At 72.6% G+C, this 24525-nt stretch carries 27 protein-coding genes; 21 read left to right on the top strand and 6 right to left on the bottom strand.

The window, feature by feature from the left end:
• Positions 1-4 precede the first annotated feature (4 nt).
• The 7 genes from PCA76_RS23780 to PCA76_RS23750 all read left to right on the top strand — a co-directional run bounded on the left by PCA76_RS23780 (position 5) and on the right by PCA76_RS23750 (position 7532).
• Positions 5-1504: a potassium/proton antiporter gene (locus PCA76_RS23780; protein ID WP_272612681.1), complete on the top strand. Its 1500-nt coding sequence runs from the start codon at positions 5-7 to the stop codon at positions 1502-1504.
• Positions 1505-1729: 225 nt separating this feature from the next.
• Positions 1730-2149, top strand: coding sequence for a TraR/DksA family transcriptional regulator (locus PCA76_RS23775; protein WP_272612680.1), 420 nt, complete (start codon positions 1730-1732; stop codon positions 2147-2149).
• A gap of 64 nt (positions 2150-2213) precedes the next feature.
• Positions 2214-2828 (top strand): signal peptidase II, encoded by a 615-nt coding sequence (gene lspA / locus PCA76_RS23770; protein WP_272612679.1) that lies wholly within the window; start codon positions 2214-2216, stop codon positions 2826-2828.
• Positions 2825-3769, top strand: a complete 945-nt coding sequence (locus PCA76_RS23765; protein WP_272612678.1) for an RluA family pseudouridine synthase — start codon at positions 2825-2827, stop codon at positions 3767-3769. The genes lspA and PCA76_RS23765 overlap by 4 nt, the downstream gene beginning before the upstream one ends.
• A 42-nt stretch (positions 3770-3811) precedes the next feature.
• On the top strand, positions 3812-4840 hold the full coding sequence (locus tag PCA76_RS23760) for a hypothetical protein (protein ID WP_272612677.1): 1029 nt from the start codon (positions 3812-3814) through the stop codon (positions 4838-4840).
• A gap of 74 nt (positions 4841-4914) precedes the next feature.
• Positions 4915-6612, top strand: coding sequence for a MinD/ParA family ATP-binding protein (locus tag PCA76_RS23755; protein ID WP_272612676.1), 1698 nt, complete (start codon positions 4915-4917; stop codon positions 6610-6612).
• Positions 6613-6668: 56 nt separating this feature from the next.
• Positions 6669-7532, top strand: a complete 864-nt coding sequence (locus PCA76_RS23750) for a DUF2567 domain-containing protein (protein WP_336298019.1) — start codon at positions 6669-6671, stop codon at positions 7530-7532.
• Here PCA76_RS23750 and PCA76_RS23745 read toward each other — a convergent pair.
• Positions 7447-8151, bottom strand: coding sequence for an LON peptidase substrate-binding domain-containing protein (locus PCA76_RS23745; RefSeq protein ID WP_272612675.1), 705 nt, complete (start codon positions 8149-8151; stop codon positions 7447-7449). The two genes, PCA76_RS23750 and PCA76_RS23745, sit on opposite strands and share 86 nt — an antisense overlap.
• 105 nt (positions 8152-8256) lie before the next feature.
• Between PCA76_RS23745 and hisD the strand changes: the two genes are divergently transcribed.
• From hisD to hisF, 12 genes are all read left to right on the top strand, one after another.
• Positions 8257-9579 carry a histidinol dehydrogenase gene (gene hisD, locus PCA76_RS23740; RefSeq protein ID WP_272612674.1) on the top strand — a complete coding sequence of 441 codons (1323 nt, stop codon included), beginning with the start codon at positions 8257-8259 and terminating at the stop codon, positions 9577-9579.
• Positions 9576-10646 carry a histidinol-phosphate transaminase gene (locus PCA76_RS23735; RefSeq protein ID WP_272612673.1) on the top strand — a complete coding sequence of 357 codons (1071 nt, stop codon included), beginning with the start codon at positions 9576-9578 and terminating at the stop codon, positions 10644-10646. The genes hisD and PCA76_RS23735 overlap by 4 nt, the downstream gene beginning before the upstream one ends.
• Before the next feature lie 117 nt (positions 10647-10763).
• Positions 10764-11375, top strand: coding sequence for an imidazoleglycerol-phosphate dehydratase HisB (gene hisB, locus PCA76_RS23730; protein ID WP_272612672.1), 612 nt, complete (start codon positions 10764-10766; stop codon positions 11373-11375).
• Between the two features lie 58 nt (positions 11376-11433).
• On the top strand, positions 11434-11604 hold the full coding sequence (locus PCA76_RS23725; RefSeq protein ID WP_165435803.1) for a hypothetical protein: 171 nt from the start codon (positions 11434-11436) through the stop codon (positions 11602-11604).
• A 13-nt stretch (positions 11605-11617) separates the two neighbouring features.
• On the top strand, positions 11618-12250 hold the full coding sequence (gene hisH / locus PCA76_RS23720; protein ID WP_272612671.1) for an imidazole glycerol phosphate synthase subunit HisH: 633 nt from the start codon (positions 11618-11620) through the stop codon (positions 12248-12250).
• Positions 12247-12609, top strand: a complete 363-nt coding sequence (locus tag PCA76_RS23715) for a hypothetical protein (protein WP_272619561.1) — start codon at positions 12247-12249, stop codon at positions 12607-12609. The genes hisH and PCA76_RS23715 overlap by 4 nt, the downstream gene beginning before the upstream one ends.
• A gap of 14 nt (positions 12610-12623) precedes the next feature.
• Entirely contained in the window at positions 12624-13349 is a 726-nt protein-coding gene (gene priA, locus PCA76_RS23710) for a bifunctional 1-(5-phosphoribosyl)-5-((5-phosphoribosylamino)methylideneamino)imidazole-4-carboxamide isomerase/phosphoribosylanthranilate isomerase PriA (protein WP_272612670.1), read from the top strand.
• Positions 13346-13735, top strand: a complete 390-nt coding sequence (locus PCA76_RS23705) for a Rid family hydrolase (RefSeq protein WP_272612669.1) — start codon at positions 13346-13348, stop codon at positions 13733-13735. The genes priA and PCA76_RS23705 overlap by 4 nt, the downstream gene beginning before the upstream one ends.
• Before the next feature lie 84 nt (positions 13736-13819).
• Positions 13820-14266, top strand: coding sequence for a MarR family winged helix-turn-helix transcriptional regulator (locus PCA76_RS23700; RefSeq protein WP_272612668.1), 447 nt, complete (start codon positions 13820-13822; stop codon positions 14264-14266).
• Between the two features lie 5 nt (positions 14267-14271).
• Positions 14272-14703, top strand: a complete 432-nt coding sequence (locus tag PCA76_RS23695) for an organic hydroperoxide resistance protein (RefSeq protein ID WP_272619559.1) — start codon at positions 14272-14274, stop codon at positions 14701-14703.
• 47 nt (positions 14704-14750) lie between these two features.
• Positions 14751-15749 (top strand): NADP-dependent oxidoreductase, encoded by a 999-nt coding sequence (locus tag PCA76_RS23690; protein ID WP_272612667.1) that lies wholly within the window; start codon positions 14751-14753, stop codon positions 15747-15749.
• A gap of 75 nt (positions 15750-15824) precedes the next feature.
• Positions 15825-16592: an imidazole glycerol phosphate synthase subunit HisF gene (hisF, locus tag PCA76_RS23685; protein WP_272612666.1), complete on the top strand. Its 768-nt coding sequence runs from the start codon at positions 15825-15827 to the stop codon at positions 16590-16592.
• 5 nt (positions 16593-16597) lie between these two features.
• Here the strand turns inward: hisF and PCA76_RS23680 are convergent, their stop codons facing one another.
• Together PCA76_RS23680 and yczE are read right to left on the bottom strand one after the other, a co-directional pair.
• Positions 16598-17059, bottom strand: coding sequence for a hypothetical protein (locus tag PCA76_RS23680; protein WP_272612665.1), 462 nt, complete (start codon positions 17057-17059; stop codon positions 16598-16600).
• A 101-nt stretch (positions 17060-17160) separates the two neighbouring features.
• The gene (yczE, locus tag PCA76_RS23675; protein WP_272612664.1) at positions 17161-17823 is read right to left on the bottom strand and encodes a membrane protein YczE; all 663 of its coding nucleotides are present in this window, start codon (positions 17821-17823) and stop codon (positions 17161-17163) included.
• Between the two features lie 59 nt (positions 17824-17882).
• On the opposite strand from yczE, the gene yczR reads away from it, so the two are divergent.
• Together yczR and PCA76_RS23665 are read left to right on the top strand one after the other, a co-directional pair.
• On the top strand, positions 17883-19340 hold the full coding sequence (gene yczR, locus PCA76_RS23670) for a MocR-like transcription factor YczR (protein WP_272612663.1): 1458 nt from the start codon (positions 17883-17885) through the stop codon (positions 19338-19340).
• A 159-nt stretch (positions 19341-19499) separates the two neighbouring features.
• Positions 19500-20804, top strand: a complete 1305-nt coding sequence (locus PCA76_RS23665) for a low temperature requirement protein A (protein WP_272612662.1) — start codon at positions 19500-19502, stop codon at positions 20802-20804.
• Positions 20805-20849: 45 nt separating this feature from the next.
• Here the strand turns inward: PCA76_RS23665 and PCA76_RS23660 are convergent, their stop codons facing one another.
• The 3 genes from PCA76_RS23660 to PCA76_RS23650 all read right to left on the bottom strand — a co-directional run bounded on the left by PCA76_RS23660 (position 20850) and on the right by PCA76_RS23650 (position 24519).
• Positions 20850-22676, bottom strand: coding sequence for an AMP-dependent synthetase/ligase (locus PCA76_RS23660; RefSeq protein ID WP_272612661.1), 1827 nt, complete (start codon positions 22674-22676; stop codon positions 20850-20852).
• Positions 22677-22814: 138 nt separating this feature from the next.
• On the bottom strand, positions 22815-23690 hold the full coding sequence (locus tag PCA76_RS23655) for a terpene synthase family protein (RefSeq protein WP_272612660.1): 876 nt from the start codon (positions 23688-23690) through the stop codon (positions 22815-22817).
• 199 nt (positions 23691-23889) lie between these two features.
• Complete coding sequence (locus tag PCA76_RS23650) at positions 23890-24519, bottom strand: TIGR03085 family metal-binding protein (RefSeq protein WP_272612659.1); 630 nt, start codon at positions 24517-24519, stop codon at positions 23890-23892.
• Positions 24520-24525 lie beyond the last annotated feature (6 nt).

The following is a 24525-nucleotide window of genomic DNA, read 5'->3' as shown; positions in this document are numbered from 1 at the left end:
AGCCGTGACGCCCGGGTTGGATATCGCGCTGCTGTTGGGCGCGGCTGTGCTGCTCGTGGCGGTCGGTGCGGTGCGACTCTCCTCCCGGCTCGGCGTGCCCAGCCTTCTGGTCTATCTGGCGCTGGGTGTGGCGATCGGCGAGGGCGGGCTGGGCATCCGCTTCGACGACGTCGAGCTGACCCGGACCCTCGGCTTCTGCGCGCTGATCGTGATCATCGCGGAGGGCGGCCTCACCGCCCGGTGGACCACGCTGCGCCCGGTGCTCGGGCTGGCCTCCGCGCTCTCCACGGTCGGGGTGGTCGTCAGCATTCTGGTGGTCGGCGTCGCCGTGCACCTGTTGCTGGGGCTGGACTGGCGGTTGGGACTGCTCTATGGCGCGGTGCTCTCGTCCACCGACGCGGCGGCCGTCTTCGCCACCCTGCGCCGGCTGCGGCTGCCGCCCCGGCTGGTGGCGACGTTGGAGGCCGAGTCGGGCATGAACGACGCCCCGGTGGTGCTGCTGGTGGTGCTGCTGTCCCATCACGGCTGGTCGCACCCATGGTGGTACGAGGTCGCGCTGCTCTGCTACGAACTGGGCGTCGGTGCGGCGGTGGGCGTGGGGGCGGGCGTTGCCGGCACCTGGGCGCTGCGCCGGGCCGCGCTGCCCTCGGCCGGGCTCTACCCGATCGCCGCGGTGGGCATCACCGTGTTGGCGTACGCCGCGGGGGCGGTGCTGCACGCCTCGGGGTTCCTCGCCGTCTACGTGGCCGGGGTGCTGCTCGGCAATGCCCGGTTGTCGCACCGGCAGGCGATCCTCGGCTTCGCGGACGGGCTGGCGTGGCTCGCTCAGATCGGGCTGTTCGTGCTGCTCGGGTTGCTGGTCTCGCCGGGCCGGTTGGACGCGGCGGTGCTGCCTGCGGTGGTCGCGGGGCTGGCTCTGGTGCTGCTGGCCCGGCCGCTGTCGGTGGCCGTGTCGGCGCTGCCGTTCCGGGTCGGCCTCCGAGAACAGGCGTTCCTGTCCTGGGCTGGGCTGCGCGGGGCGGTGCCGATCGTGCTGGCCACCATTCCGCTCTCCGAGCGGGTGCCCGGAGCGGAGCGCCTCTTCGATGTGGTCTTCGTGCTGGTGGTGATCTTCACGCTGGTGCAGACGGGGACACTGGGGCCGTTCGCCCGCTGGTTGCGGGTGACCGCGCCGGCCGAGGCCGCCGAGATCCACGTGGAGACCGCGCCGCTGGAGCGGATGCGGGCGGACCTGCTGCAGTTGGAGGTGCCACCGGGCTCGCGGTTGGCGGGCGTACACGTCGACGAACTGCGGCTCCCGCTGGGCGCATCGGTCACCCTGGTGCTGCGCGACGGGGTGGGTTTCGTGCCCGCGCCGGACACCCGGCTGAAGACCGGCGACAGTCTGCTGATCGTGGCGACAGCCGGGGTGCGGGACGCCGCGGAACGGCGGCTGCGGGCGGTCAGTCGGCGGGGCCGCCTGGCCCGATGGTTTGGTGAGTACGGGGATGAGGCGGTCGGTTGATCTGCTAGCGTTCCCTTTGCCCCAGTTCGGCAGGGCTAGGGGCTGTTAAGCGGTGCGACGGTGCGGCACGTTGTCGGACGCCTGTACGTTCCGTATTCTTGCCAACCTCGGGAGTGCGCGGCCATCGTCGCCGTGCGCCCCTTTTCGTACATAGGGGACGCCTTGGTCGGCGCCCCCTGACCAGGTGCCGCAGACCACGCGGTTCCGCGGCCGAGGGAGCGACCCATGGCGAAGCCAGCCGACACCAGGACCGCCGGGCGCAAGCCGGTGGCCAAGGCCACCCGCAGCACGGCGGAGACCGAGAAGATCCGGGCGGCGCTGGCGGCGCGGCGGGACGAGCTTCGCGCCGAGTACGATCAGACGCTGAGTGAGATCACCGAGCTGCAGCGCGAGCGGCTGACCGACTCGGCCGGGGACGACCAGGCCGACACGGGCACCAAGACGCTTGAGCGGGAGCAGGAGATTTCACTCGCCAACAGCATTCTGGAACGGATCACGCAGGTTGAGCGCGCTCTGGAGCGTCTCGACGAGGGTGGTTACGGCTGGTGCGAGCGGTGCGGCAACCCGATCCCGGTCGAGCGCCTCGCCGCCTTCCCGTCGGCCACCCAGTGTGTGACGTGCAAGCAGCTGGAGGAGCGGCGCTGAGGTCCGTTCCCCGGCGGCGATGAGACGGTGAGTGATCACCGCCAAGACTGTCGATGGGGAGCGCATGACCGCAGCACCGTCCGCCGAACCCGGCCGCACCGACCCGGGAGGCGGCACACGCCGGCCCCGGGCCGTCGCGATTCTGGCCGGAGTCGCCCTGGTGGCCCTGCTGGCCGACCTGGTCACCAAGCACCTCGCGTTGGCCGCGCTGACCGACCGGGAGCCGGTCCGGCTGCTCGGGGGGTTCGTCTACCTGAGCCTGACCCGCAACAGCGGAGCCGCCTGGAGCATCGGCGCGGACCACACCTGGATCTTCCCGCTGATCACCATTGGTGTGGTCGGCTGGATCGTCTGGATGGCACTGCGACTGCGCTCGCTGCCCTGGGCGATCTCGCTCGGCCTGGTGCTGGGCGGCGCACTGGGCAATCTCGTCGACCGGATCTTCCGGGCGCCCGGCCCCTTCCACGGGCACGTGGTCGACATGATCAGCCTGTTCAACCCGTACGGCCAGGTCTGGCCGGTGTTCAACCTGGCGGACAGCTCGCTGGTCTGCGGCGTGCTGCTGGCCGTCCTGTTGGAGCTGACCGGCCGCCAGCGTGACGGCCGGCGGGCCGGCCGCGACGGCGACCCGGCCGAGACCGACGCCGTGCAGGCCGCCGACCAGCGGGAGCGGGCATGACCTCCGCGTTCGCCGCTGGCGGCGATCACCGTTCCCTGCCCGTGCCGGACGGTCTCGACAGCATGCGACTGGACCAGGCGGTGGCACGTCTGTTCGGGCTCTCCCGCACCACCGCCGCCGCCCTGGTCGATGCCGGGGACGCATTGGTCGACGGCATCGCCCGGCCCAACTCGTACAAGGTCAAGGCCGGCTCGTGGCTGGACGTCACGCTGCCTGCCCCGATCGCACCGCCGACCGTGGTGCCGCAGGCGGTGCCCGGACTGCGGGTCGTCTACGCCGACGACGACATCGTCGTGGTCGACAAGCCCGTGGGAGTGGCCGCGCACCCCAGCCCCGGGTGGACCGGCCCGTCGGTGATCGGCGCCCTCGCCGCGATCGGCCACCGCATCTCCACCAGTGGCGCCGCCGAGCGGCAGGGCGTGGTGCACCGGCTCGACGTGGGCACCACCGGGATCATGGTGGTGGCCAAGAGCGAACAGGCGTACACGGCGTTGAAGCGGGCCTTCAAGTACCGCGAGGTGGACAAGGGCTACCACGCGGTGGTGCAGGGTCACCTGGACCCGCTGCGCGGCACGGTGGACGCGCCGATCGACCGGCACCCCACCCACGACTACCGCTGGGCGGTGGTCTCCGGTGGAAAGCCGAGCATCACCCACTACGACACCCTGGAGGCGTTCCCGGCGGCCAGCCTGGTCGACGTCCGACTGGAGACCGGCCGGACCCACCAGATCCGGGTGCACTTCTCCACCCTGCGGCACCCCTGTGTGGGTGACCTCACCTACGGCGCCGATCCCACCCTCTCGGCTCGTCTCGGCCTGGCCCGACAGTGGCTGCACGCCCGCGAACTGAGCTTCCTGCACCCCCGAACGGGGGACGAGGTCCGGTTCGTCAGCGACTACCCTGACGACCTGGACCGCGCGCTCCAGATCCTGCGTGACTGAGCGGCGACCGCCCGACACCGATCCAACGAGGGGATCCCGCCCGTGCGCGCCGGCAACCTGCTGCGGCAGCTGGACCAACGGCTGCTGCCGCCGCTGACCCGGGCCGTGGCGCGGCTGGGCAACCGGTCGGCGCGGTCCGGGGTGCTCACCTGGGCCGCCGTGTTCTCCGCGGCGGCGGTGCTGGGCACCGCGGTCTGGGCCACCGACGACACGTCGGTTGGCGACCGCACGGTGGGCGAGGTGACGCGGGTCGGGGTGACCGACGGCGACTCCGTCCCCGGCTACCTGCGGTCCGCCGCGGCCGATCTGGCGGCGCTGCCCGCGTCGGCCCCGGCTCCCGGGGACGGCACCTACGCGCTGGTCACGCTTGACGCGTACCTGCCGCCGCAGCGCCTGGTGACGGTGCTCGGCGACGTTCCGGTCTCGACCGTCTTCGGGCGGGTTCCGCTGCCCGGGCGTCAGACCGAGATCGTCAAGATCCCCGCGCTGCGGGTGCCGGACGACGTGGTCGCCGGTATGAAGCAGGTGGCGGTCCGCAAGGACACCGAAGCCGCCGACTACCGGGCCAGGGCCGCCGCGGTCGACGGTGACGGTGCGGGCGAGCGGGAGCTGCGTGCGCGCTACGCCAGCGGCGCCGAGGTGGCGGCCGCCGAGGCGGCGGCGTACCGCACCGGCTGTGCCTGCGTCTACGCGGCGGTGGTGCGGGCGACGCCGGTGGCGCTTCGCGACGTGGCGGGCCGGCCGGACGTGCGGGCGGTCGACCCCGCCCCCGAGGTGTACCGGCTGGACCGCACGGTCTTCACGCCGCCACTGCCCGAGCAGAACGATGTGGTGCGGCCGCCGGCCGACACCGGGTCGAGCCCTGAGCCGACCCCGGTCGAACGGTCGGAGCCGACACCGGGCCTGCCGGGGCCCTCGGCGTCTATGGGCGAATCGTCGGAACCCGCACCGGTCGTGACGACTCCGTCACGCGAACCGTCGTCGCCCGAGCCCACCGAGTCGGCGCCGCCGAGCGTGACCACCTCGCCAGACACCGCCGAGGCCGAGCCGCCGGCACCCATGGCGTCGTGATCGGCGTCGGCTGGTGTGCGCTCTGAGGTGTGGTCCGAATAGGGTTTGGTTCGTAGCCTGTCAGACGGAGATCGATGGCGCTGGGAGGGCGGGCCGTGGAGGGCAGTGACACCGGCTGGGGCCGGCCGGCCGAACCAGCGCCGCGGTGGCGCGCGTTGTTGGACCGCGCCCGGCTGGGCGGTCGCGGCGCGGAGCAGACCGAGGCGGACCGGCGGGCCGACGAGACGCCGCCGGACCCTCTGCCTCGGCGCGCGGCCCCGAACGGGTACGCCGGGCGGGCACCCGCCGTCGGGCATCCGGCCGAGCTGTCGTACGGCGCGGAGCCCGCTTACCGTGCCGAGGCGACCTATCGCGTCGACCCCGCCTACCGGGCCGACCCGGCGTACCGGGCGGAGCCGGGCTATCGGCCCGAGCCGGACTACCGGTCGGAGCCGGCGTACCGGACCGAGCCGGGCTATCGGGCGGAGCCGGACTACCGGGCCGAGCCGGGTTATCGCGTTGAGCCCGATTACCGGGCGGAGCCGGGCTATCGGGTGGGGCCGGACTACCGGCCTGAGCCGGACTACCGCGCGGAGCCGGGCTATCGGGCCGAGCCGGACTACCGGGCCGAGCCTGGCTACCGGGCCGAACCGACGTACCGGGCCGAGCCCGAGCCGCCGCCGCGCGGCACCGACCCGGTCCAGTCGCGCTACGCCTTGCTGGACAACGGCTACCGGCCGGGCGACCCGCCGGTGGAGTCGCGGTACGCCCTGCTGCAGACCGGTTACCAGCCGGAGACCGGCTACCCGGTGTCCGCACCGTCGCCCCCACCCGTCGCGCCACCCGTCGCACCGACGGTCGCGCCGCCACCGGCACCGCCAGTTGCCCCGCCACCCGCCCCGCCGGTCGCGCCGACGGTCGGCTCGGCGATCGCCGAGCGCGCCTATCCGACTCGTGTCGAGTGGCGCCCGCAGAGCGTCGACCAGGAGCAGGAGCGGGCCGACGGGGTGCTCCGGCGTGACCTGGGCACACCCCGGGTGTTCGCCTTCGCGAACCCCAAGGGCGGGGTGCACAAGACCACCGCCACCGTGCTCGCCGCGGCCACGGTCGGCAGCGTGCGCGGGCAGGGCGTGCTGGCCTGGGACGACAACGAGCTGCGCGGCACCCTCGGGCTGCGTGCGGGCAGCGCCCGGCACGCCCGGACGATCCGACACCTGATCACCGACCTGGCCCAGATCGAGATCCTCGAGGACGCGACCCTGCTGGATCGGCTGGACGACTACCTGCGGCACGCCTCCGACGGCTCGTACGACGTGCTGGCCGGCGAGGAGAGCCCGCGCTTCGCCCAGCGACTGGACCAGTTCACCGTCCGGCGTGTGCTGGAGCTGCTGCGGCGCACCCACGACGTGGTCTGCGTGGACACCGGCAACAACGTGGAGAGCCCCAACTGGCGCACGGTGATGCAGGCCGCCGACCAGCTGGTGGTGACCACCGTGCCCCGTGAGGACGCGGCGTTCAGTGCGGACTGGATGCTCGACCTGCTGCACGAGGAGGGCATGGGCGAGTTGGCGGACAATGCGATCACCCTCATCTCCTGCCCGACCCCGGGCCGCTCGGCCTTGCAGGACGACCTGGAGCGGCACTTCGCCACCCGTACCCGTGGAGTGGCAGTGGTGCCGTACGACCCGGCGCTGGAGACCGGGTCGTCGATCGAATACCACCAACTCCAGCCGGAGACCCGGCAGGCGTGGCTGCGTGCGGCGGCCATGATGGTGGAGCCGTTCGCCCGGTGAGCTGGTCTGCCGCCACCGGAGCCCCGCCCTCGCACCGGGCCTGAGAGGATCATCGGGTGAGCCCGGACAACCCCGACCCTGAGCGGCCCGTCGACGATCCCGACCGGGCCGCTCCGCCCGCCCAGTCGGGGGCGACACCGCCGGAGACGCAGCCCTCTGCCCAGCCGCCGGCCTACGCTGGCCCGTCGGCGTACGCTGGCCCGCCGGCCTACCTCGACTCGCCGGATGCCGCACCCTCGACGGCGTACCAGAGCTCGCTGGAGTTGACCTTCGACGAGCCGCGGCGCCCGCTGCGCGCCGTGGTGGCGGTGCTGGGAGCGGTGCTCGCGCTGGCCGTGCTGGGTGTGCCGTTCGGGCTGCTCTGGGCCGTGCTCGCGCCGGACACGCCGGTGCTCAAGACCGCCGAGGGGGCGATCTACGCCGACCCGCAGCCGGAGCAGCCGATCGCCGCGGACGGGTGGTTCAGCCTGCTCGGGCTCGCCTTCGGGCTGCTCGCGGCGCTCGCCCTGTGGTTCGTGCTGCGTCGGCGGCGCGGCCCTGTCGGGCTGCTCGCCGTGGTGCTCGGCGCGTTGGTCGCCGCGCCGGTGGCCTGGCAGGTGGGACGGCGGGTCGGTCTGGCCACCTTCGACCGGCTGCTGGCCACCGCCCCGGCCGGGCAGGCCTTCACCAAACCCGCCGACCTGCGGGCCGGTGGGGTCGACTGGCTGCTCGGCGTGCTGCCGGTGCCGCACGGCAACCTGCTGCTCCCGGCGTTCGGCGCCGCGATCATGTACACCCTGCTGGCCGGCTGGTCGCGGTGGCCAGGGCTGCGCCCGGAGCCCGACCCGCCGGGCTTCAGTTGGGTGTCGGCGGAGACGCCAGCTCCGCCAGCGGCACCGGAACCGCCCGCACCTGACGCAGCAGAGCCGCCTCGCGGTTGAGCAGCCGCAGCTCGGCGCGGAGCCGGGAGGCGGTGTCGTCGATCGCCAGCAGCCGCTGTCGGTCGTCGACGGTGAGCGCCGCGGTCGCCGCCACCAGGTGGGAGAGCACGGTCGGGTCCTCCGGTAGTTGCTCGGAGAGCTCCTCCGGGTCGGACCGGATCAGGCCGAGGTATTGCCGGAACACCGCGATCACCCGGGCGGCCAGCAGCTCGGCCACCTCGTCCGGCCCGGTTGGCTCGGGCAGCCACTCGACCTCGGCGGTCAGGTAGGGCGTGGCGCTGTCGTCGACATCGGCGATCCGGAAACGGCGCCGGCCGACCGTGACGATGTCGAAGCCACCATCGGCCAGCTCGGTCACCTGGCGAAGCTCGGCGGTGCAGCCCACCTCGTGCAGGGTGACCTCGCCCACGCTCGGCGTCGCACGGGCGCCGGGACCGGCGGACGCGACCTCCCAGCCGGACTGGATGGCCACCACGCCGAACTCACGCGGAGCGCCCTCGGGCAGGTCGACCAGGTGTCGGACCAGCGCCCGGTAGCGCTCCTCGAAGATGTGCAGCGGCAGCACCAACCCGGGGAAGAGCACTGTTGCGAGCGGGAACACCGGCAGCCGTGCGGTCACATGGTCGAGCCTAACCAATCTCGCCCCGGTGGGCGTGGCCCGGCTCACCGTGGCGGCGGACGGGCGGCTCGGGTGGACTCGGGCCGGCCGCCTAGACTCGTAAGGGTGCTGAATCGGATCGACCTGCGCAACGGTCTGGGTGACCCGCGCCGCCTGCTGCCCCGTGCCCAGCTCGACGTCTCGGTGGCCGTCGAGCGGATCCGGCCTCTGGTGGAGGCGGTCCGCGAGCATGGGTACCCGGCGATCCGGGAGGCCAGCGAGCGGTTCGACGGTATCTCCCCGGAGGTGTTACGGGTGCCGGTCGAGGCGATCGCCGAGGCCGAGGGGGTGCTCGACCCGAATGTGCGCGCCGCGCTCCTGGAGTCGATCACCCGGGCCCGTCGGGTGCACGACGACCAGCGTCGCACCGACCACACCACGCAGGTGGTGCCCGGCGGCACGGTCACCGAGCGGTGGTTGCCGGTCGACCGGGTCGGTCTCTACGTGCCCGGCGGCCTGGCGATGTACCCGTCGACCGTGGTGATGAACGTGGTTCCCGCCCAGGCGGCCGGGGTGCGGTCGCTGGTGGTGGTCAGCCCACCGCAGAAGGACAACGGCGGCCTGCCCGACCCGCGGGTGCTCGCCGCGTGCGCGCTGCTCGGCGTCGACGAGGTGTACGCCGTGGGTGGAGCCCAGGCGGTGGCGATGCTGGCCTACGGCGCGGCGGTCGACCCGGCGGGCGAGCTGCGGTGCGACCCCGTCGACCTGATCACCGGCCCCGGCAACATCTGGGTGACCGCCGCCAAGCGGCTGCTGCGCGGCGTGGTCGGCATCGACGCCGAGGCCGGGCCGACCGAGATCGCCATCCTCGCCGACGACACGGCCGATCCGGCGCACGTCGCCGCCGACCTGATCAGTCAGGCCGAGCACGACCCGCTCGCCGCGAGCGTGCTGGTCACCCCGTCGCTGGCGCTGGTCGAGTCGGTCGAGCGGGAGCTGGCTCGGCAGGTGCCGGCGACCAAGCACACCGAGCGGGTGACCACGGCGCTGACCGGCGAGCAGAGCGGCGTGGTCCTGGTCGACGATCTTGAGGCGGGGTTGCGGGTGGTCGACGCGTACGCGGCCGAGCACCTGGAGATCCAGACGGTCGACGCCCGGGAGTGGGCTCTGCGGGTCCGCAACGCCGGGGCGATCTTCGTGGGCGCCTGGTCGCCGGTGTCGCTCGGTGACTACTGCGCCGGGTCCAACCACGTGCTGCCCACCGGCGGCTGCGCCCGGCACTCCTCCGGCCTGTCCGTGCAGTCCTTCCTGCGCGGCGTGCACCTGATCGAGTACACGGAGGCCGCGCTGCGCGACGTGGCCCCGCACGTGGTCACCCTGGCCAACGTGGAGGACCTGCCCGCGCACGGTCAGGCCGTCCAGGCCCGCTTTCCGGGAGGGCCGGCGTGAGCGACCTGGACGATCTGCCGATCCGTGCCGACCTGCGGGGGCTGTCGCCGTACGGGGCGCCGCAGTTGGACGTGCCGGTGCGGCTCAACACCAACGAGAATTCCCACCCGGTGCCGGAGCCGGTGGTCGAGGCGATCGGCAAGGCGCTCGCGGCCGAGCTGCGTGAGCTGAACCGCTACCCGGACCGGGACGCGGTGGCGCTCCGCGCCGACCTGGCCGAATATCTCGGGCACGGGTTGACTGTCGAGCAGGTGTGGGCGGCCAACGGCTCCAACGAGATCCAACAGCAGCTGCTCCAGGCGTTCGGCGGGCCGGGGCGCAGCGCGCTCGGCTTCGTGCCGGCGTACTCGATGCACCCGCTGCTGGCCCTCGGCACCGGCACCCGGTGGGTGCCCGCCCAGCGCGGCGTCGACTTCGGGTTGACCGTCGAGGAGGCGGTCGCCCAGGTCCGCGAGCACCGGCCCGACGTGGTCTTCCTCTGCTCCCCGAACAACCCCACCGGCACGGCACTGGACCCGGCGGTCATCGCCGCGGTGCTCGACGCCGCGCCCGGCATGGTGGTCGTCGACGAGGCGTACGCCGAGTTCGCCCGACCCGGGACGGTGAGCGCCCTCGCGGTGTTGCCCGGCCACCCGCGGCTGGTGGTCACCCGGACGATGAGCAAGGCGTTCGGCTTCGCCGGCGGGCGGCTGGGTTACCTGGCCGCCGACCCGGCGGTGGTGCAGGCGGTGCAGCTCGTCCGACTGCCGTATCATCTCTCCGCGCTGACCCAGGCCGCCGCTCGCGCGGCGGTGACCCACCGCGATGCCCTCCTCGGCACGGTGAGCGCGATCATGGCGCAGCGGGACCGGATCGTGTCGACGCTTCGCGAGCGCGGGTTGCGGGTCGCCGACAGCGACGCCAACTTCGTGCTCTTCGAGGTGGGCGGCGACCAGACCACCGTCTGGAACGCTCTGCTGGCACAGGGGGTGCTGGTTCGCGACGTCGGCCTGCCCGGCTGGCTGCGCGTGACCGCCGGCACCGCCGCCGAGACCGACGCCTTCCTCGCGGCAATGGAGACTGTGTAGTGGGAGCGCTAGGAGTGAGCCTGTGAGCCCCGCAGTCGCGACCCGGAGGGTCCGGTCAGTGCGAGGAGTGAGCCGGTGTTGCGAGCCCCGCAGTCGCGAACGAAAGGTTGCACAGCAATGAGCCGGACCGCCCGCGTGGAGCGGATCACCAAGGAGACCAAGGTTCTCGTCGAGATCGACCTCGACGGCACCGGCACCGCCGAGATCAGCACCGGCGTCGGCTTCTACGACCACATGCTGCACCAGATCGCCCGGCACGGCGGCTTCGACCTGACCGTGCGCACCGTGGGTGACCTGGAGATCGACGCGCACCACACGATCGAGGACACCGCGCTCGCCCTGGGCGCGGCGTTCGACCAGGCGCTGGGCGACAAGGCCGGCATCCGGCGGTACGGCTCGGCGACCGTGCCGATGGACGAGGTGCTGGTCCGGGCCGCGGTGGACCTCTCCGGCCGGCCGTACGTGGTGCACGACGAGCCGGTGCTGGCCCCGTACATCGGGCCGGTGTACGCGACCAGCATGACCCGGCACATCTGGGAGACCTTCGGTCAGGCGGCCCGGGTCACGCTGCACGTCGACGTGCTGCGGGCGGCCCGGCCGGGCGGTCACCCGGACGCGCACCACGTGGTGGAGGCGCAGTTCAAGGCGGTCTCCCGGGCGTTGCGCGAGGCCACCGCGATCGACCCGCGTTCCGCTGGGGCGATCCCGAGCACGAAGGGCGCGCTCTGATGAGCGCGAGGAGTGCAGCGCAGCGGAGCCCCGCAGCCGCGAATGGAAGGTGGCTCTGATGGGTGCCGCGTTGCCGACGTTGTTGCTGATCCTGGCCGGGGTGCTGGTGGGTGGCACCTGGTCGCTCTACCGGCAGGGCGCGCCGAAGGCCGCCGTGCTGGTCACCGCGGCGCTCGCGGTGCTCGCCACGGTCGCCGGGGTTCTGCGGCTGCTGCCGGAGAACGGGTGATCGGGGTGACGACATGAGCGACGTGGTGGTGCTCGACTACGGCTCGGGAAACCTGCGCTCGGCGGAGCGGGCGCTGGCCGCCGCCGGCGCGGACGTGCGGGTCACCGATGATCTGGCCGTCGCGGCCGCCGCCGACGGTCTGGTGGTGCCGGGGGTGGGTGCGTACGCCGCGTGCATGGCGGGGATCGAGGCGCTCGGCGCCGGCCCGGTGATCGCCGAGCGGGTGGCTGCCGGTCGGCCGGTGCTCGGCATCTGTGTGGGCATGCAGGTGCTCTTCGAGCACGGCGACGAGCACGGTGTGGTGACCAAGGGGCTCGGCCTGCTGCCCGGCGGGGTGACCCGGCTGGCCGCCAGCCGGTTGCCGCACATGGGCTGGAACACGGTCCGCGCACCTCGGGAGTCGGTGCTCTTCTCGGGGCTGCCGGAGCAGAGCCGGTTCTACTTCGTCCACTCGTACGCGATGGGCGACCCGGCGGCGCTGGCCGCTGCCGGTGCTACGGTGACCACCGCCCACCACGACACGGATTTCGTCGCCGCGGTGGAGCGCGGGCCGCTCTCGGCGGCCCAGTTCCACCCGGAGAAGTCCGCCGACACCGGCGCCGCGTTGCTGCGCAACTGGCTCGCCACGCTGCCCAGCGGTGGCTGAGCGTCGTTGCCCGGTGCCCTGCCGAGGGGTGTCGCGGTGAGCCGGGAACGGCCCGCCGGCGGGCGGAGCGTGAGGCGGAACAGGCCCGGGAGCGGGCGGTCCGGCAGCGTCAGGTGGCCCGCCGTCAGCGTCGTCGCGCGGTGGTCCGCCGGTTGACGCCGCGGGTGCGGCGGGGCCGCTCCGGACGGCTGGCCCGGCACACTCGGGGTGAGCGGGCCACGATCGTGCTGTTCACCGGTGCGGCGCTGCTGCTGATCTGGACGTTCGTCGACAACCTGGCGTTGCGTGTCGCGCTGATCGTGCTGTTGCTGCTTGTACTGCCGGCGATCGTCGTGATCGCCCTGGACCGTCGTACCTGATCGAGGAGAAGACCTTGAGCCTCACCCTGTTACCCGCCGTGGATGTCGCCGACGGCCGGGCCGTCCGCCTCGTGCAGGGCGCCGTCGGAAGCGAGAGCATCTACGGCGACCCGTTGGACGCCGCGCTGGCCTGGCAGCAGGACGGTGCCGAGTGGATCCACCTGGTCGACCTGGACGCGGCCTTCGGTCGGGGCACCAACGCGCACCTGCTCGCCGAGGTGGTGCGTCAACTGGACGTGAAGGTGGAGCTCTCCGGCGGCATCCGCGACGACGAGTCCCTGCGCGCGGCGTTGGGCACCGGGGCGGCCCGGGTGAACATCGGTACCGCGGCCCTGGAGGACCCGGTCTGGTGTGACCGGGTGGTCGAGGAGTACGGCGACCGGGTCGCCATCGGGCTGGACGTGCGTGGTCACACCCTCTCGGCGCGGGGCTGGACCCGCGACGGCGGTGACCTGTACGAGGTGCTGGAGCGGCTGGACAAGGCGGGCGCGAGCCGGTACGTGGTCACCGACATCACCAAGGACGGCACGATGCGCGGGCCGAACATGGACCTGCTGCGCGAGGTGTGCGCCCGTACCGACCGGCCGGTGATCGCCTCCGGTGGGGTGTCCACGTTGGACGATCTGCGGGCGTTGGCCACCCTGGAGTCGGTCGGGGTGGAGGGCGTGATCGCCGGTAAGGCCCTCTACGCGGGTGCCTTCACGGTGGCCGAGGCGCTGCGGACGTTGGCTGAGGCGTGACGACCACCCGGCTCGGCTCGGGCGGTCCGTGGGAACAGCGGTACGGGTACTCCCGGGTGGTTCGGGCCGGCGATCGGGCCTGGACGGCCGGCTGCACGGCCACGGTGGACGGGCGGGTGGTGCACGTCGGTGATGCCGCCGCGCAGACCGCGCAGGCGCTGCGGATCGCGCTGGCCGCGCTCGCCGAGGTGGGTGTGGAGCCGGCCGACGTGGTCCGGACCAGGATGTACGTGACCGACCGGCTGCACGCCGACGAGGTGGGCCGGGCGCACAACGCGGTCTTCGGCGCGGTCCGGCCGGCGGCGACGCTGGTGGTGGTGGCCGGTCTGTTGGACCCGGAGCACCTGGTCGAGGTGGAGGTGGAAGCGTACCTCGGCGATCGCTGAGGTCGGCCCGGCGGTGACCGTCGTCATGGCCGGCTCGCAGGCCGATCGGTTGTGCGCAATCTAATTGTGGGCTACGGTTCAGCGGTGACTGATGATCTGCTGTTGCGCCGGCAGGTGTGCTTCGCGCTCTACGCCGCGTCGCGCGCCCTGACCGACGTCTACCGGCCGATCCTCGACGAGGTCGGGCTGACCTACCCGCAGTACCTGGCGCTGCTGGTGCTCTGGGAGCGCCCCGACGACGCACCCACGGTCTCCGAGCTGGGCGGCGAGCTGCGGCTCGACTCCGGCACGCTCTCCCCGCTGCTCAAGCGGCTGGAGACGGCGGGTCTGGTGGTGCGGCGGCGGTCGGCGCGCGACGAGCGGCGGGTCGAGGTGGGCCTCACCGAGCAGGGTCGGGCGCTGCGCGAGCAGCTCTGCGACGTCCCGCTGCGGATCGCGCAGGCCACCGGGCTGGGCATCAGTGAGCTTGTCGCGCTGCGCGACACCCTCACCCGGGTCACCGAAACCATCCACCGACAGAAGGAGCAGTGACCATCATGCAGGTTATCTACACCGCTTCCGCGACCGCCAGCGGCGACGGCCGCGACGGCCACGTCGAGACCTCCGACGGCACCCTCGCGCTCGACCTGGCCGTGCCGAAGGAGATGGGTGGCGCCGGTGGCGCGGCCAACCCCGAGCAGCTCTTCGCCGCCGGCTACGCGGCCTGCTTCCACAGCGCCCTGCGGCTGGTGGCCCGCCGGGCCAAGGCCGACGTGACCGGCTCCGTCGTCGCCGCCGAGGTCGGCATCGGCCCGAACGGCAATGGTGGCTTCGGGCTCACCGTGCAGCTCGTCGTCGACCTGCCCGCCGTCTCCCGCGAGACCGCCGAGCAGATCGTCGAGCAGGCCCACCAGGTCTGCCCGTACTCGAACGCGACCCGCGGCAACATCGACGTCACGCTGACCGTCCGGGAGACCTCGGCCGCGTGACGTCGCGGACCGAGACCCCCCACCGCGGACGAGAGGACCACCACCCCGTGACCAGCAACCGCGAGATCCACCTGGCCAGCCGCCCGCAGGGCTGGCCCACCGAAGACACCTTCCGGCTCGTCGACACCGACGTCCCGGCGCCCGGACCCGGCCAGATCGTGGTCCGCAACCAGTACATGTCCGTCGACCCGTACATGCGCGGACGGATGAACGACGTCAAGTCGTACGTGCCACCGTTCGCGCTCGACGCGCCGCTCGACGGTGCCGCGATCGGCGAGGTGGTGGCCAGCGAGGCGGCGGACGTCGCCGTCGGGACCACCGTCCTGCACGGGCTGGGCTGGCGCGAGTACGCGCTGCTCGACGCCACCGCCGCCCGTAAGGTCGACCCGAGCCTCGCCCCGGTCAGCGCATACCTCAGCGTGCTGGGCATGCCCGGCCTGACCGCGTACGCCGGCCTGTTGGAGGTGGCCGCGATGAAGCCCGGCGAGACGGTCTTCGTCTCCGCCGCGGCCGGCTCGGTGGGCAGCCTCGTCGGTCAGATCGCCAAGCTCAAGGGCGCCGGCCGGGTGGTCGGCAGCGCCGGCTCGCCGGCCAAGGTCGAGCGGCTGCGGGCGCTGGGCTTCGACGCCGCCTTCGACTACCACGACGGGACGGTCCGCGAATCGCTGCGGGCGGCCGCCCCGGACGGCGTCGACGTCTACTTCGACAACGTCGGCGGTGACCACCTGGAGGCGGCCATCTCGGCCATGAACCTGCACGGTCGGGCCGCGATCTGCGGCATGATCTCGCAGTACAACGCCACCGAGCCGTCGGCCGCGCCGCGCAACCTGGCGCTGGTCATCGGCAAGCGGCTCACCCTGCGCGGCTTCCTGGTCAACGACCACAACGACGTGCGTGCGGCGTTCGTCCGCGACGTCGCGGGCTGGCTCCGCGAGGGCACGCTGTCCTACGACGAGACGATCGTGGACGGCATCGAGAACGCCCCGGCCGCGTTCCTCGGCCTGCTGCGCGGCGACAACCTCGGCAAGATGCTCGTCCGCGTCTGAGCACGGCAACAGCACCGACGGTGGCCGGCCCGACGGGTCGGCCACCGTCGCCGCACGGAGGGATAGGCTGACGGCATGTCGGTGGCGGTACGCGTGATCCCCTGTCTGGACGTGGACGCCGGGCGGGTGGTCAAGGGGGTCAACTTCCTCGACCTGCGCGACGCCGGTGACCCGGTGGAGTTGGCCGCCGCGTACGACCGGGCCGGCGCGGACGAGCTGACCTTCCTCGACGTCACCGCGTCCTCGAGCGACCGGGGCACCATGCTCGACGTGGTACGCCGCACCGCCGAGTCGGTGTTCATCCCGTTGACCGTCGGCGGCGGGGTCCGGCAGGTCGCCGACGTGGACACGCTGCTGCGCGCCGGGGCGGACAAGGTCGGCGTGAACACCGCCGCCATCGCCCGGCCGGAGCTGATCGCCGAGATCGCCGACCGGTTCGGCCGGCAGGTGCTCGTGCTCTCCCTCGACGTGCGCCGGGCACCGGGCGGCGGCACGCCCAGTGGCTTCGAGGTCACCACGCATGGCGGTCGGCGCGGCACCGGGATCGACGCGGTGCAGTGGGCGCACCGGGGCGCCGAGCTGGGCGCGGGGGAGCTTCTGCTCAACTCCATGGACGCCGACGGCACCAAGGCGGGCTTCGACCTGGAGCTGATCGCCGCGGTGCGAGCGGTCGTGGACGTGCCGGTGGTGGCCAGCGGGGGCGCCGGCGAGGTGGCCCACTTTCCGCCCGCCATCGGGGCTGGCGCGGACGCCGTCCTCGCCGCCAGTGTCTTCCACTTCGGCGAGCTGACCGTGGCCGAGGTCAAGGACGCGCTGCGCCACAGCGGCCACGCGGTGCGCTGAGCCGGTCAGTGCCCGCCCGACTGCCCCTCCGGTGACCGGCGGGGCGTAGGGATCGAGCGGACCGCGTATTCCTGAACGGCCGCCGCGTGGTCGGCCTCGTCCAGGCTCCAGTCGGCGCTTCCGGGGGCGTGCCGGCGGGTCAGCACACCCTGCACGGTGTCCACCATGGTCGCCACACCCGCGCGCGGGCGGGTACGCCAGAGCTGCTCACCCTCGGCGGTGATCCGAAACCAGCCGTCGGCGACGCTGACCAACCCGGCGCCGACAAGCCGCTGGACTGCGGCCTCCACCTCGTGCCGCTGCGGGATCGCGTGGTTGAGATGGTCGGCTGTGGAGAGCACATCGGTCAGGCGGACACCCTCCGGCCGTCGGCTCGTCGCCGACCGATGGTGTCGCCCGGCCCCGCTCGCGATGACCAGCGACACGAAGATCCAGGCGTCCGACCAACGCCAACCATTCTCCCCCATGCAGAGATGATGACGGCGCGCGTCGCGGAAGGGAACACCCACCCTCCATCCGGCACGTTGCACGACCACGGCGTGCCGGTTCGCGGACGGTCGGTGAGGGCTCAGACGGCCGGCGTGGCCGGCGCGACAGTCGTCGGCGCGGGTGCGGCGGTGTCCGGTTCGGGCACCGCGAACAGCGGGATGAAGAGCTGGGCCAGTGGACCGATTGCCAGCGCGTACGCGACGGTCCCCAGACCGACCTTGCCGCCAAGCAGCCAGCCCAGCGCCAGCACGGTGACCTCGATGACCGTGCGCACCAGCCGGACGGACAAGCCGGGCCGGCGGGCCACGAAGCCGGTCATCAGGCCGTCGCGTGGGCCCGGGCCCAGCCGAGCGCCGAGATACATGCCCGTGGCGGCCCCGTTGGCGACGATCCCGGTAGCCAGCAGCACGATCCGCAGGCCGAGCGGGCCGCCGGACGGCATCAGGGCCAGTGTGGCGTCCACCACCAGGCCGATCACGACCACGTTGCTGACCGTGCCGAGACCGGGCCGCTGCCGTAGTGGGATCCAGAGCAGCAACACCAGCGCGCCGACCGCGATGGTGACCGTGCCGAAGGAGAGCCCGGTCAGCTTCGACAACCCCTGGTGGAACACGTCCCACGGGTCGAGGCCCAGGCCGGAGCGAATCATCAGGGCCATGCTGACCCCGTAGAGGACCAGCCCGACGTAGAGCTGGGCCAGCCGTCGCACCGGCCGGTGCCGAAGATTGCCAATCAGTGCCATGCATGCCACCCTAGGTGCCAATCCTCCCGGAGGGAGAGGCCAATATCGGAGGAGTGGCCATGACGGGTGAGCTACGGGGCGTCCAATTGGCCCGACTACTCGGGCAGTGGCACGCCCTGCCGGGCCGTCGGCGCAGCCCCGACTACGCCGCCCTGGCCGGCACGGTGCGCGGGTTGCTCGCCGACGGCCGGCTACCGCTGGGTGTCCGCCTGCCGGCCGAACGGGAGCTGGCAGAGGCGCTGCGGATCAGCCGCACCACGGTCACCGCCGCGTACCGGCAGTTGCGCGAGACGGGGCACCTGGCCAGCCGTCGTGGTGCCGGGAGCTGGACCATGCTGCCCGGTAACCACCGGGTGGCCAGCACCGGCCTCTGGACCCCGCTGGACGACAGGGAGATGATCGACCTCGGTGTCGCGGCGCTGGCCGCCCCGCCGCAACTACTGGCGGCCGCCCGGGCCGCCGCCGAGGACCTGCCCCGCTATCTGGGCGGTGCCGGCTACCACCCCACCGGCATCATCGAGCTGCGCGAGGCGGTGGCCGACGGCTACACCGCCCGGGGTCTGCCCACCTCGGCCGACCAGATCATGGTCACCAGCGGCACCCAGCACGCACTCGACCTGGTGTTGCGACTCGCCCTGGCCCCCGGCGGCAGTGTGCTGGTCGAGTCCCCGACCTACCCCAACGCGCTCGCCGCGCTGGCCGGCCGGCGGGCCCGGATCACCACCCACGGCCTGGCCGCCGACGCCGGTGGCTGGGAGTCCGACCTGCTGCTGGGCAGCCTCCGGCAGACCCGGCCCAAGCTGGCCTACCTGATCCCGGAGTTCCAGAACCCGACCGGGCACCTGATGCCGGCGTCACTGCGGGAGCGGGTGGTGGCCGCCGCCCACGCTGTCGGCACCGACCTGGTCATCGACGAGTCCTTCGTGGACCTTCCGCTGGACGGCACCGAACTACCCCCGCCGACGGCCACCTTCGACCGGCACTCCCGGGTGATCACCATCGGTGGGATGAGCAAGCCGTACTGGGGTGGCCTGCGGATCGGCTGGGTGCGTGCCTCCGCGCCACAGGTGCAGCGACTGGCCGCCGTCCGGGTCGGGGTGGACATGGCCAGCCCGGTGCTGGACCAACTGGTCGCGGTGCACCTGCTCGCCGATGCCGACGCCATCGTCGCCGACCGCCGCGTCCAGTTGGCCGCCCAGCGCGACGCCCTGCTCGGCGCCCTGGCGCACCGGCTGCCGGACTGGCGGGTCACCGTGCCACGGGGTGGCGTGACGCTCTGGGCCGAGTTGGACGGCCCGGTCTCCAGCGCACTGGCCCGGGCCGCCGAGGAGGTCGGCGTACGACTGGCACCCGGCCCCCGGTTCGGCCTGGACGGCACCCTGGAGCGCTTCCTGCGGCTGCCGTTCACCCTGCCCGCCGCAGACCTCGTGGAGGCCGTCGGGCGGATCGCGGCGGTCCGCTACGACCTGGACCGCACCGACCGGCAGCGCTGGCGGGAGCCGGCCGTCATCGCCTGAGCCGCCGGGTTCGCGACCGACCGGACCCAGCCCGGCCAGGTTTCCGAACCGGTCCGCGCTCGTCGCGGACCACCGAGGCCGGGTGAGCGGGCATCGCCGCCGTCCGCCGGTCTGCCGGGAACGAGTCTTCGACCCGCTCGTGACTGCCACAATCTGCTGGTGGGCGAGGGTGCGTGGGTGCGCGGGGTCCAGCGGAGCGCGCCGGGCTCCCGGGCGACCCGCCTCGAACTCTTCTACGACCTGATCTTCGTCTTCGCCTTCCTGAACGTCACCACGGCCGCCGCCGGCAATCCGACCGTCCGTGGTCTGGTCCAGTGCCTGGTGGTGCTGGCGCTGCTCTGGTGGTGCTGGACAGGTTTCGCCGTGCTGGGCAACCTGATCCGTGCCGACCAGGGCATCGTCCCGCTGGTCGGCTTCGCCACCATGGCCGCCGCCTTCGTGCTGGCGCTGAGCCTGCCGAAGGCGTTCGTCGACCGCCCCGGCGGGCTGCCCGGCCCGCTGGTCTTCGCGGCCGGCTACTTTCTGGTCCGGGTGAGCGAGACGTCGATCTTCATTTGGCTGGGCCGCCGGAACCGGGATGTGCGTCAACGCTGGCTGCGGCTCGCCCTGCCGCCGCTGCTGGCCACGTCGCTCATCGTCACCGCCGCGCTGCTGCCACAACGGCTCTTCGACGGAACGGCCGAGATGGTGGCCCGGCTGGTGTTCTGGCTCGCGGCCCTGGCCGTGGAGTACGGGGCCGGGCTGGCGCTGCGTGGCACCGGGTGGACGGTGCTCTCCGCCGGGCACTGGGCGGAGCGGCACGGTCAGATCGTCCTGGTCGCCCTCGGCGAGGCCATCATCGCGCTCGGGCTCGCTCCCGGCGGCGCCGCCGTTCTGCCGCTGACCTGGCCGGTGCTCATCGCCGCGGTGCTCGGCATCGCGGTGGCAGCGGCGCTGTGGTGGGCGTACTTCGACACCCTGGCGCTCGGCATGGAACAGACCCTGCACCGGACTCGCGACCCGGTCGCCCGCGCGACCCTGGCTCGGAACGCCTACAGCTACCTGCACCTGCCGGTCATCGCCGGCGTCATCCTGTTCGCGCTCGGACTCAAGGGGCTGATCCACGAGGGCGCCGATCTGAGCACACCGAGCTGGGGCATTCCGCTGCCGAGCTTCGACCTGCTGGCGCTCTACGGTGGGGTCGCGCTCTACCTGCTTGCGCTCATCGTGCTCGGCCGGCTGATGCTCGCCGCCCCCCGCTGGCCCACGATCGGCGGGATCCTGCTGCTGCTCGCGCTGGTGCCGGTGGCCGGTTCGCTGCCGGAGATGTTTGCGTTGACCATGCTGGCCGTGGCCACCTGGCTGGCCGTGGGGGCGCAGACGATCGTCGACTCCCGGCGTCGGCGGGGGGTCCGTGAGGTGGCGCTGGCGGAGCAGCTCGCCGTGGAGGAGGAACAGACGAGGTGGCGGGGCCGCCACCTGTGACGGCCCCGTGCCCGGGGGGAGCCGGGCACGGGACCCTCGGTGGAATCAGAGCTCGGCGAGGGTGCCGGCGTACATCTTGTCGATCTGGGCGGCGAAGTTGCTCTCCACACCACGCCGCTTGATCTTCAACGACGGGGTGATCTCGCCATCCTCGATCGTCAGGTCGCGTGGCAGGATGGCCACCTTCTTGATCGTCTCCCAGCGGTTGAGCTGCGCATTGAGCTGGGCGACGTATCCCTCGACCATCGTCTGGGCCTCCGGCGAGGCGACGATCTCGGTGTAGCTGCGCCCCTCCAACGGGCCGCCGGCGACCCAGCCCTGGATCGCGTCCGGGTCCAGCGTGACCAGCATCGTGCAGAAGTTGCGAGCCTGCCCGACGACGACCGCCTGCGAGGTGTACGGGCAGATGGCCTTGAACATCCCCTCGATGTGCGACGGTGCGATGTACTTGCCGCCCGAGGTCTTGACCAGGTCCTTCTTGCGGTCCGTGATCCGCAGGTAGCCCCGCTCGTCGAGGGTGCCGATGTCGCCGGTACGGAAGAAGCCGTCCTCGGTGAACGAGGCGGCGGTCTCCTCCGGCAGGTTGTGGTAGCCGCGCATCACCGGCCGACCACGCACCAGGATCTCCCCGTCGCTGTCGATCCGGCACTCCAGGTCACCCATCGCCTGGCCCACCGTGCCGATCTGGAGCCCCGACGGCGGGTTGACGAAGTTGCCGGCGCTGGTCTCGGTCAGGCCGTAGCCCTCGGAGATCGGCAGGTTCGCCGCGGCGAAGAAGGTGGCGATCTCCGGGCTGAGGGGCGCGGCGCCGGACACCAGCACCCGCATCCGGCCGCCCAGGCGGGCCTGGAGCTTGCTGAACACCAGTTTCTCGGCCAGCCCGTAGCGCAGCTTCAGCCCCGCCGGCACCGGCTTGCCCGCCTGCTCCAGGGTCACCTTCTCCTTGCCGACGCCAACGGCCCAGGCGAAGATCTTCGCCTTCGCGCCGCCGCCACTCTGCGCGGTGGTCACCGCCCGGTTGTAGACCTTCTCGAACACGCGGGGGGCACCGCACATCAGCGTCGGACGAATCACCGACAGCAGGTCGACCAGCTTCTCCACCCGCCCGTCGACGTAGGTCGGCAGCCCGACGTGGATGGCGCCGCAGAGCAGCGTCTTGCCGAACGAGTGGGCCAGCGGCAGCCACAGGTACTGCAGGTCGTCGTCACGCAGCAGCCCGACCTCCGCCTGCGCCACGGCCTCCCAGCACCAGCCGCCGTGCAGCAACTCGACGCCCTTGGGTCGGCCCGTGGTGCCGGAGGTGTAGATCAGCGTGGCCAGGTGGTCCGGGCCGATGCCGGCCACGAGCATGTCGATCAGATCCGGCTCGGCGGCCAGCGCGCTGGTGCCCCGCTCCTCCAGTTCGGCGAGCGTCAGTTGCGGAATCGCCGCGCTGGGGTCGGCGGCACCGTCGAGGAGCACCACGTGGGTCAGCGCGGGCAGGGTGGCGCCGGCGATCTTCGCCGCCTGGGCCGGGTTCTCCGCGAACAACACCTTCGACCCGGAGTCGGCGATGATGAACGTCGCGTCCGCCGGTTCGGTGGTCGGGTAGACGGTGGTGGTCGCTCCGCCGGCGCACATGATGCCGAGGTCGGCGACCACCCAGTCCAGCCGGGTGTTGGCGAGGATCGCTACCGGATCCTCCTGGCCGACGCCCAGGCCGTGCAGGCCGGCGGCGACCGCCTTGGCGCGCTGGCCGACCTGGTCCCAGGTCAGCCAGACGGGTCCCGAGTCGTCGGGGTTCGGGGACGCAAACGCATTCCGGTCGGGGGTGGCCGCCACACGCTTGAGGAACATGTCCGGGATGGAACGGTACGGTACATCGAGAGCCATCGCTGTAGCCGCCTTCGGGGGTGGTGGCGTGACGGTCGTCACGTCATGATGGTTACCGAAGAGTATTGCCTGGCACCGTGCATCGGCTAGCCCTGGTGATCGTCTGGCCGTCCCATTCCACCAGCTGGTGCGGTCGGATCAGGCGTACCGGGCAGCGGTGAGTGACCAGTCGTAGGTGGCCCGGACCCAGTTGCGCCGGGCGGCCAGCGCGTTCCGGATCCCGTCGTCCCCGGCGGACAGTAGCGCTTCCTCCGCATCCAGGTACGTCGCCAGCCCCTGGTTGAACCGGTTCGCCGCAGCCTGCAGCGCAGCGGCCTCGTCCGCACCGCTGTCCTGGGCGATCACCGTCACCAGGTTGTGCGCGTCCGGATCCGCCTGGCTCTCCTTGCTGTAGGAGAAGAGGTCGTTGCACCAGCAGACCAGGTCCACCGCCAGCAGATCCAGGGCGACCAGCGCCGGATCGGCGCGTTGGGTCGATCCTGGTGGCTGCGCCGACGCCAGGTCGGTGAGGGTGAGGCAGGGGTGCACGCCGCCGATGTGCCGGCGCAGTTGGACGTACTCCGCCACCTCGGGCACGCGCCGACGCTCCCGGTTGGCAGCCTCCCAGAGCAGCGCCAGCAGGTACTCCCGCATCTGGCTGACGAACCGCAGCAGCAGTGGCGCGTGATCGTTGAGCCGGGCCCGTCGGCACAGGTCGTGCAACGCGTCACCCAGCGGCCCCACGGCGGGTGGTATGACGTCCGGGTCGCCGCAGTGGTCCAGCACGTCCAGCAGGGTGCTGATCGCCGGCCCCAGTCGGACCGGGTCGGCGCCGAGGCCGTCCTCGTCGCAGGCGTCATCCATCACGAAGAGCCAGCTGATCAGATCGGTGAGCAGCCGCAGCCCGTCCACCGATCCGTCCGGGCAGGCGCGGCCGGCCAGGCCGGCCGCGTCGGCCCGTTGCAGTCGGTGCACGCGATGGCTGGAATCGACCAGCCCGAACGTGCGCGCCCACTCGACGCTCTCGCTCGCCACCTGCTCCGTGGCCCCATGGCGCCCCGTGGGAAACGGGGGCTGCCGCAGCGCCGAAATCGCGAAACTCCGCACAGTGCGCCCCCACTTCTTGCCGCCCGGCGCGGAGCGGCGCGGTGAAGCGTACGGGAGGAGGTATCGGCATGTTTCGTTGGGTGTGCGGAACTCCACACAGGACTTGCGACCGTTTATGTACAGACGGTCACATGCCCAGGCTGGCGACGCGCAGTCGTCGCGCGGCCTCCGCCGGACCGTCAAGTTGGACCCTCGCCACCCGTTGCCGGCCGGAGAGGAAAAGGACCAGCTCAGCCGGGGCACCAACCACTCGCAGCGGTTCGCCGCCGCGGCCGACGGAGATCTCGCCATGACCGGGCGCCTGCACGTGGAGGTCCGCCGGAAAGCGGCGTAGTGCCAGGCGGGCCATCGGGGCCGCACGCTTCCAGAGCACGCTCTGCAGGCCGGCGGGCAGGTCGCGGGGCTGCCAGCCCGTGCCGGCCCGCCGCACGTCCTCGTGATGGATGAAGAACTCCATCGTGTTGGCCAGCTCGTCGGTCACCGGGTTGCTGATCGGGCTCCACAGCGGCGGTCGTCGCACCTGCGCCACCAGCTCGGGGTAGGGCCGCGCGGCGAGTTGCTGACGGACCCGCTCGGCATAGCCGCGCAGCGGTGGCAGCACGATGCCGCCCGCCGCGTCCGGGCGGCGCTCCCGCAACACCAGGTGCGCGGCGAGGTCACGGGTGGCCCAGCCCTCGTTGATCGTCGGGGCGTCCGGTCCGAGGGCCAGCAGGAGATCGGCCAGCGCCTCGCGCTCGGCTCGGGCATAACGGGGCATGACCCG

It is taken from the genome of Micromonospora sp. LH3U1, from assembly GCF_028475105.1.
Classification (GTDB): Bacteria; Actinomycetota; Actinomycetes; order Mycobacteriales; family Micromonosporaceae; genus Micromonospora.
Note: the sequence above shows the minus strand (reverse complement) of the source record. Positions and strands in the feature narration are given on the sequence as shown.

Coding starts and splice junctions, on each gene's coding strand:
- PCA76_RS23775 (WP_272612680.1), top strand. CDS start 1,730: ATGGCGAAGCCAGCCGACACCAGGACCGCCGGGCGCAAGCCGGTGGCC.
- lspA (WP_272612679.1), top strand. CDS start 2,214: ATGACCGCAGCACCGTCCGCCGAACCCGGCCGCACCGACCCGGGAGGC.
- PCA76_RS23765 (WP_272612678.1), top strand. CDS start 2,825: ATGACCTCCGCGTTCGCCGCTGGCGGCGATCACCGTTCCCTGCCCGTG.
- PCA76_RS23755 (WP_272612676.1), top strand. CDS start 4,915: ATGGCGCTGGGAGGGCGGGCCGTGGAGGGCAGTGACACCGGCTGGGGC.
- hisB (WP_272612672.1), top strand. CDS start 10,764: ATGAGCCGGACCGCCCGCGTGGAGCGGATCACCAAGGAGACCAAGGTT.
- PCA76_RS23725 (WP_165435803.1), top strand. CDS start 11,434: ATGGGTGCCGCGTTGCCGACGTTGTTGCTGATCCTGGCCGGGGTGCTG.
- hisH (WP_272612671.1), top strand. CDS start 11,618: ATGAGCGACGTGGTGGTGCTCGACTACGGCTCGGGAAACCTGCGCTCG.
- PCA76_RS23695 (WP_272619559.1), top strand. CDS start 14,272: ATGCAGGTTATCTACACCGCTTCCGCGACCGCCAGCGGCGACGGCCGC.
- hisF (WP_272612666.1), top strand. CDS start 15,825: ATGTCGGTGGCGGTACGCGTGATCCCCTGTCTGGACGTGGACGCCGGG.
- PCA76_RS23680 (WP_272612665.1), bottom strand. CDS start 17,059: ATGGGGGAGAATGGTTGGCGTTGGTCGGACGCCTGGATCTTCGTGTCG.
- yczE (WP_272612664.1), bottom strand. CDS start 17,823: ATGGCACTGATTGGCAATCTTCGGCACCGGCCGGTGCGACGGCTGGCC.
- yczR (WP_272612663.1), top strand. CDS start 17,883: ATGACGGGTGAGCTACGGGGCGTCCAATTGGCCCGACTACTCGGGCAG.
- PCA76_RS23660 (WP_272612661.1), bottom strand. CDS start 22,676: ATGGCTCTCGATGTACCGTACCGTTCCATCCCGGACATGTTCCTCAAG.
- PCA76_RS23650 (WP_272612659.1), bottom strand. CDS start 24,519: ATGCCCCGTTATGCCCGAGCCGAGCGCGAGGCGCTGGCCGATCTCCTG.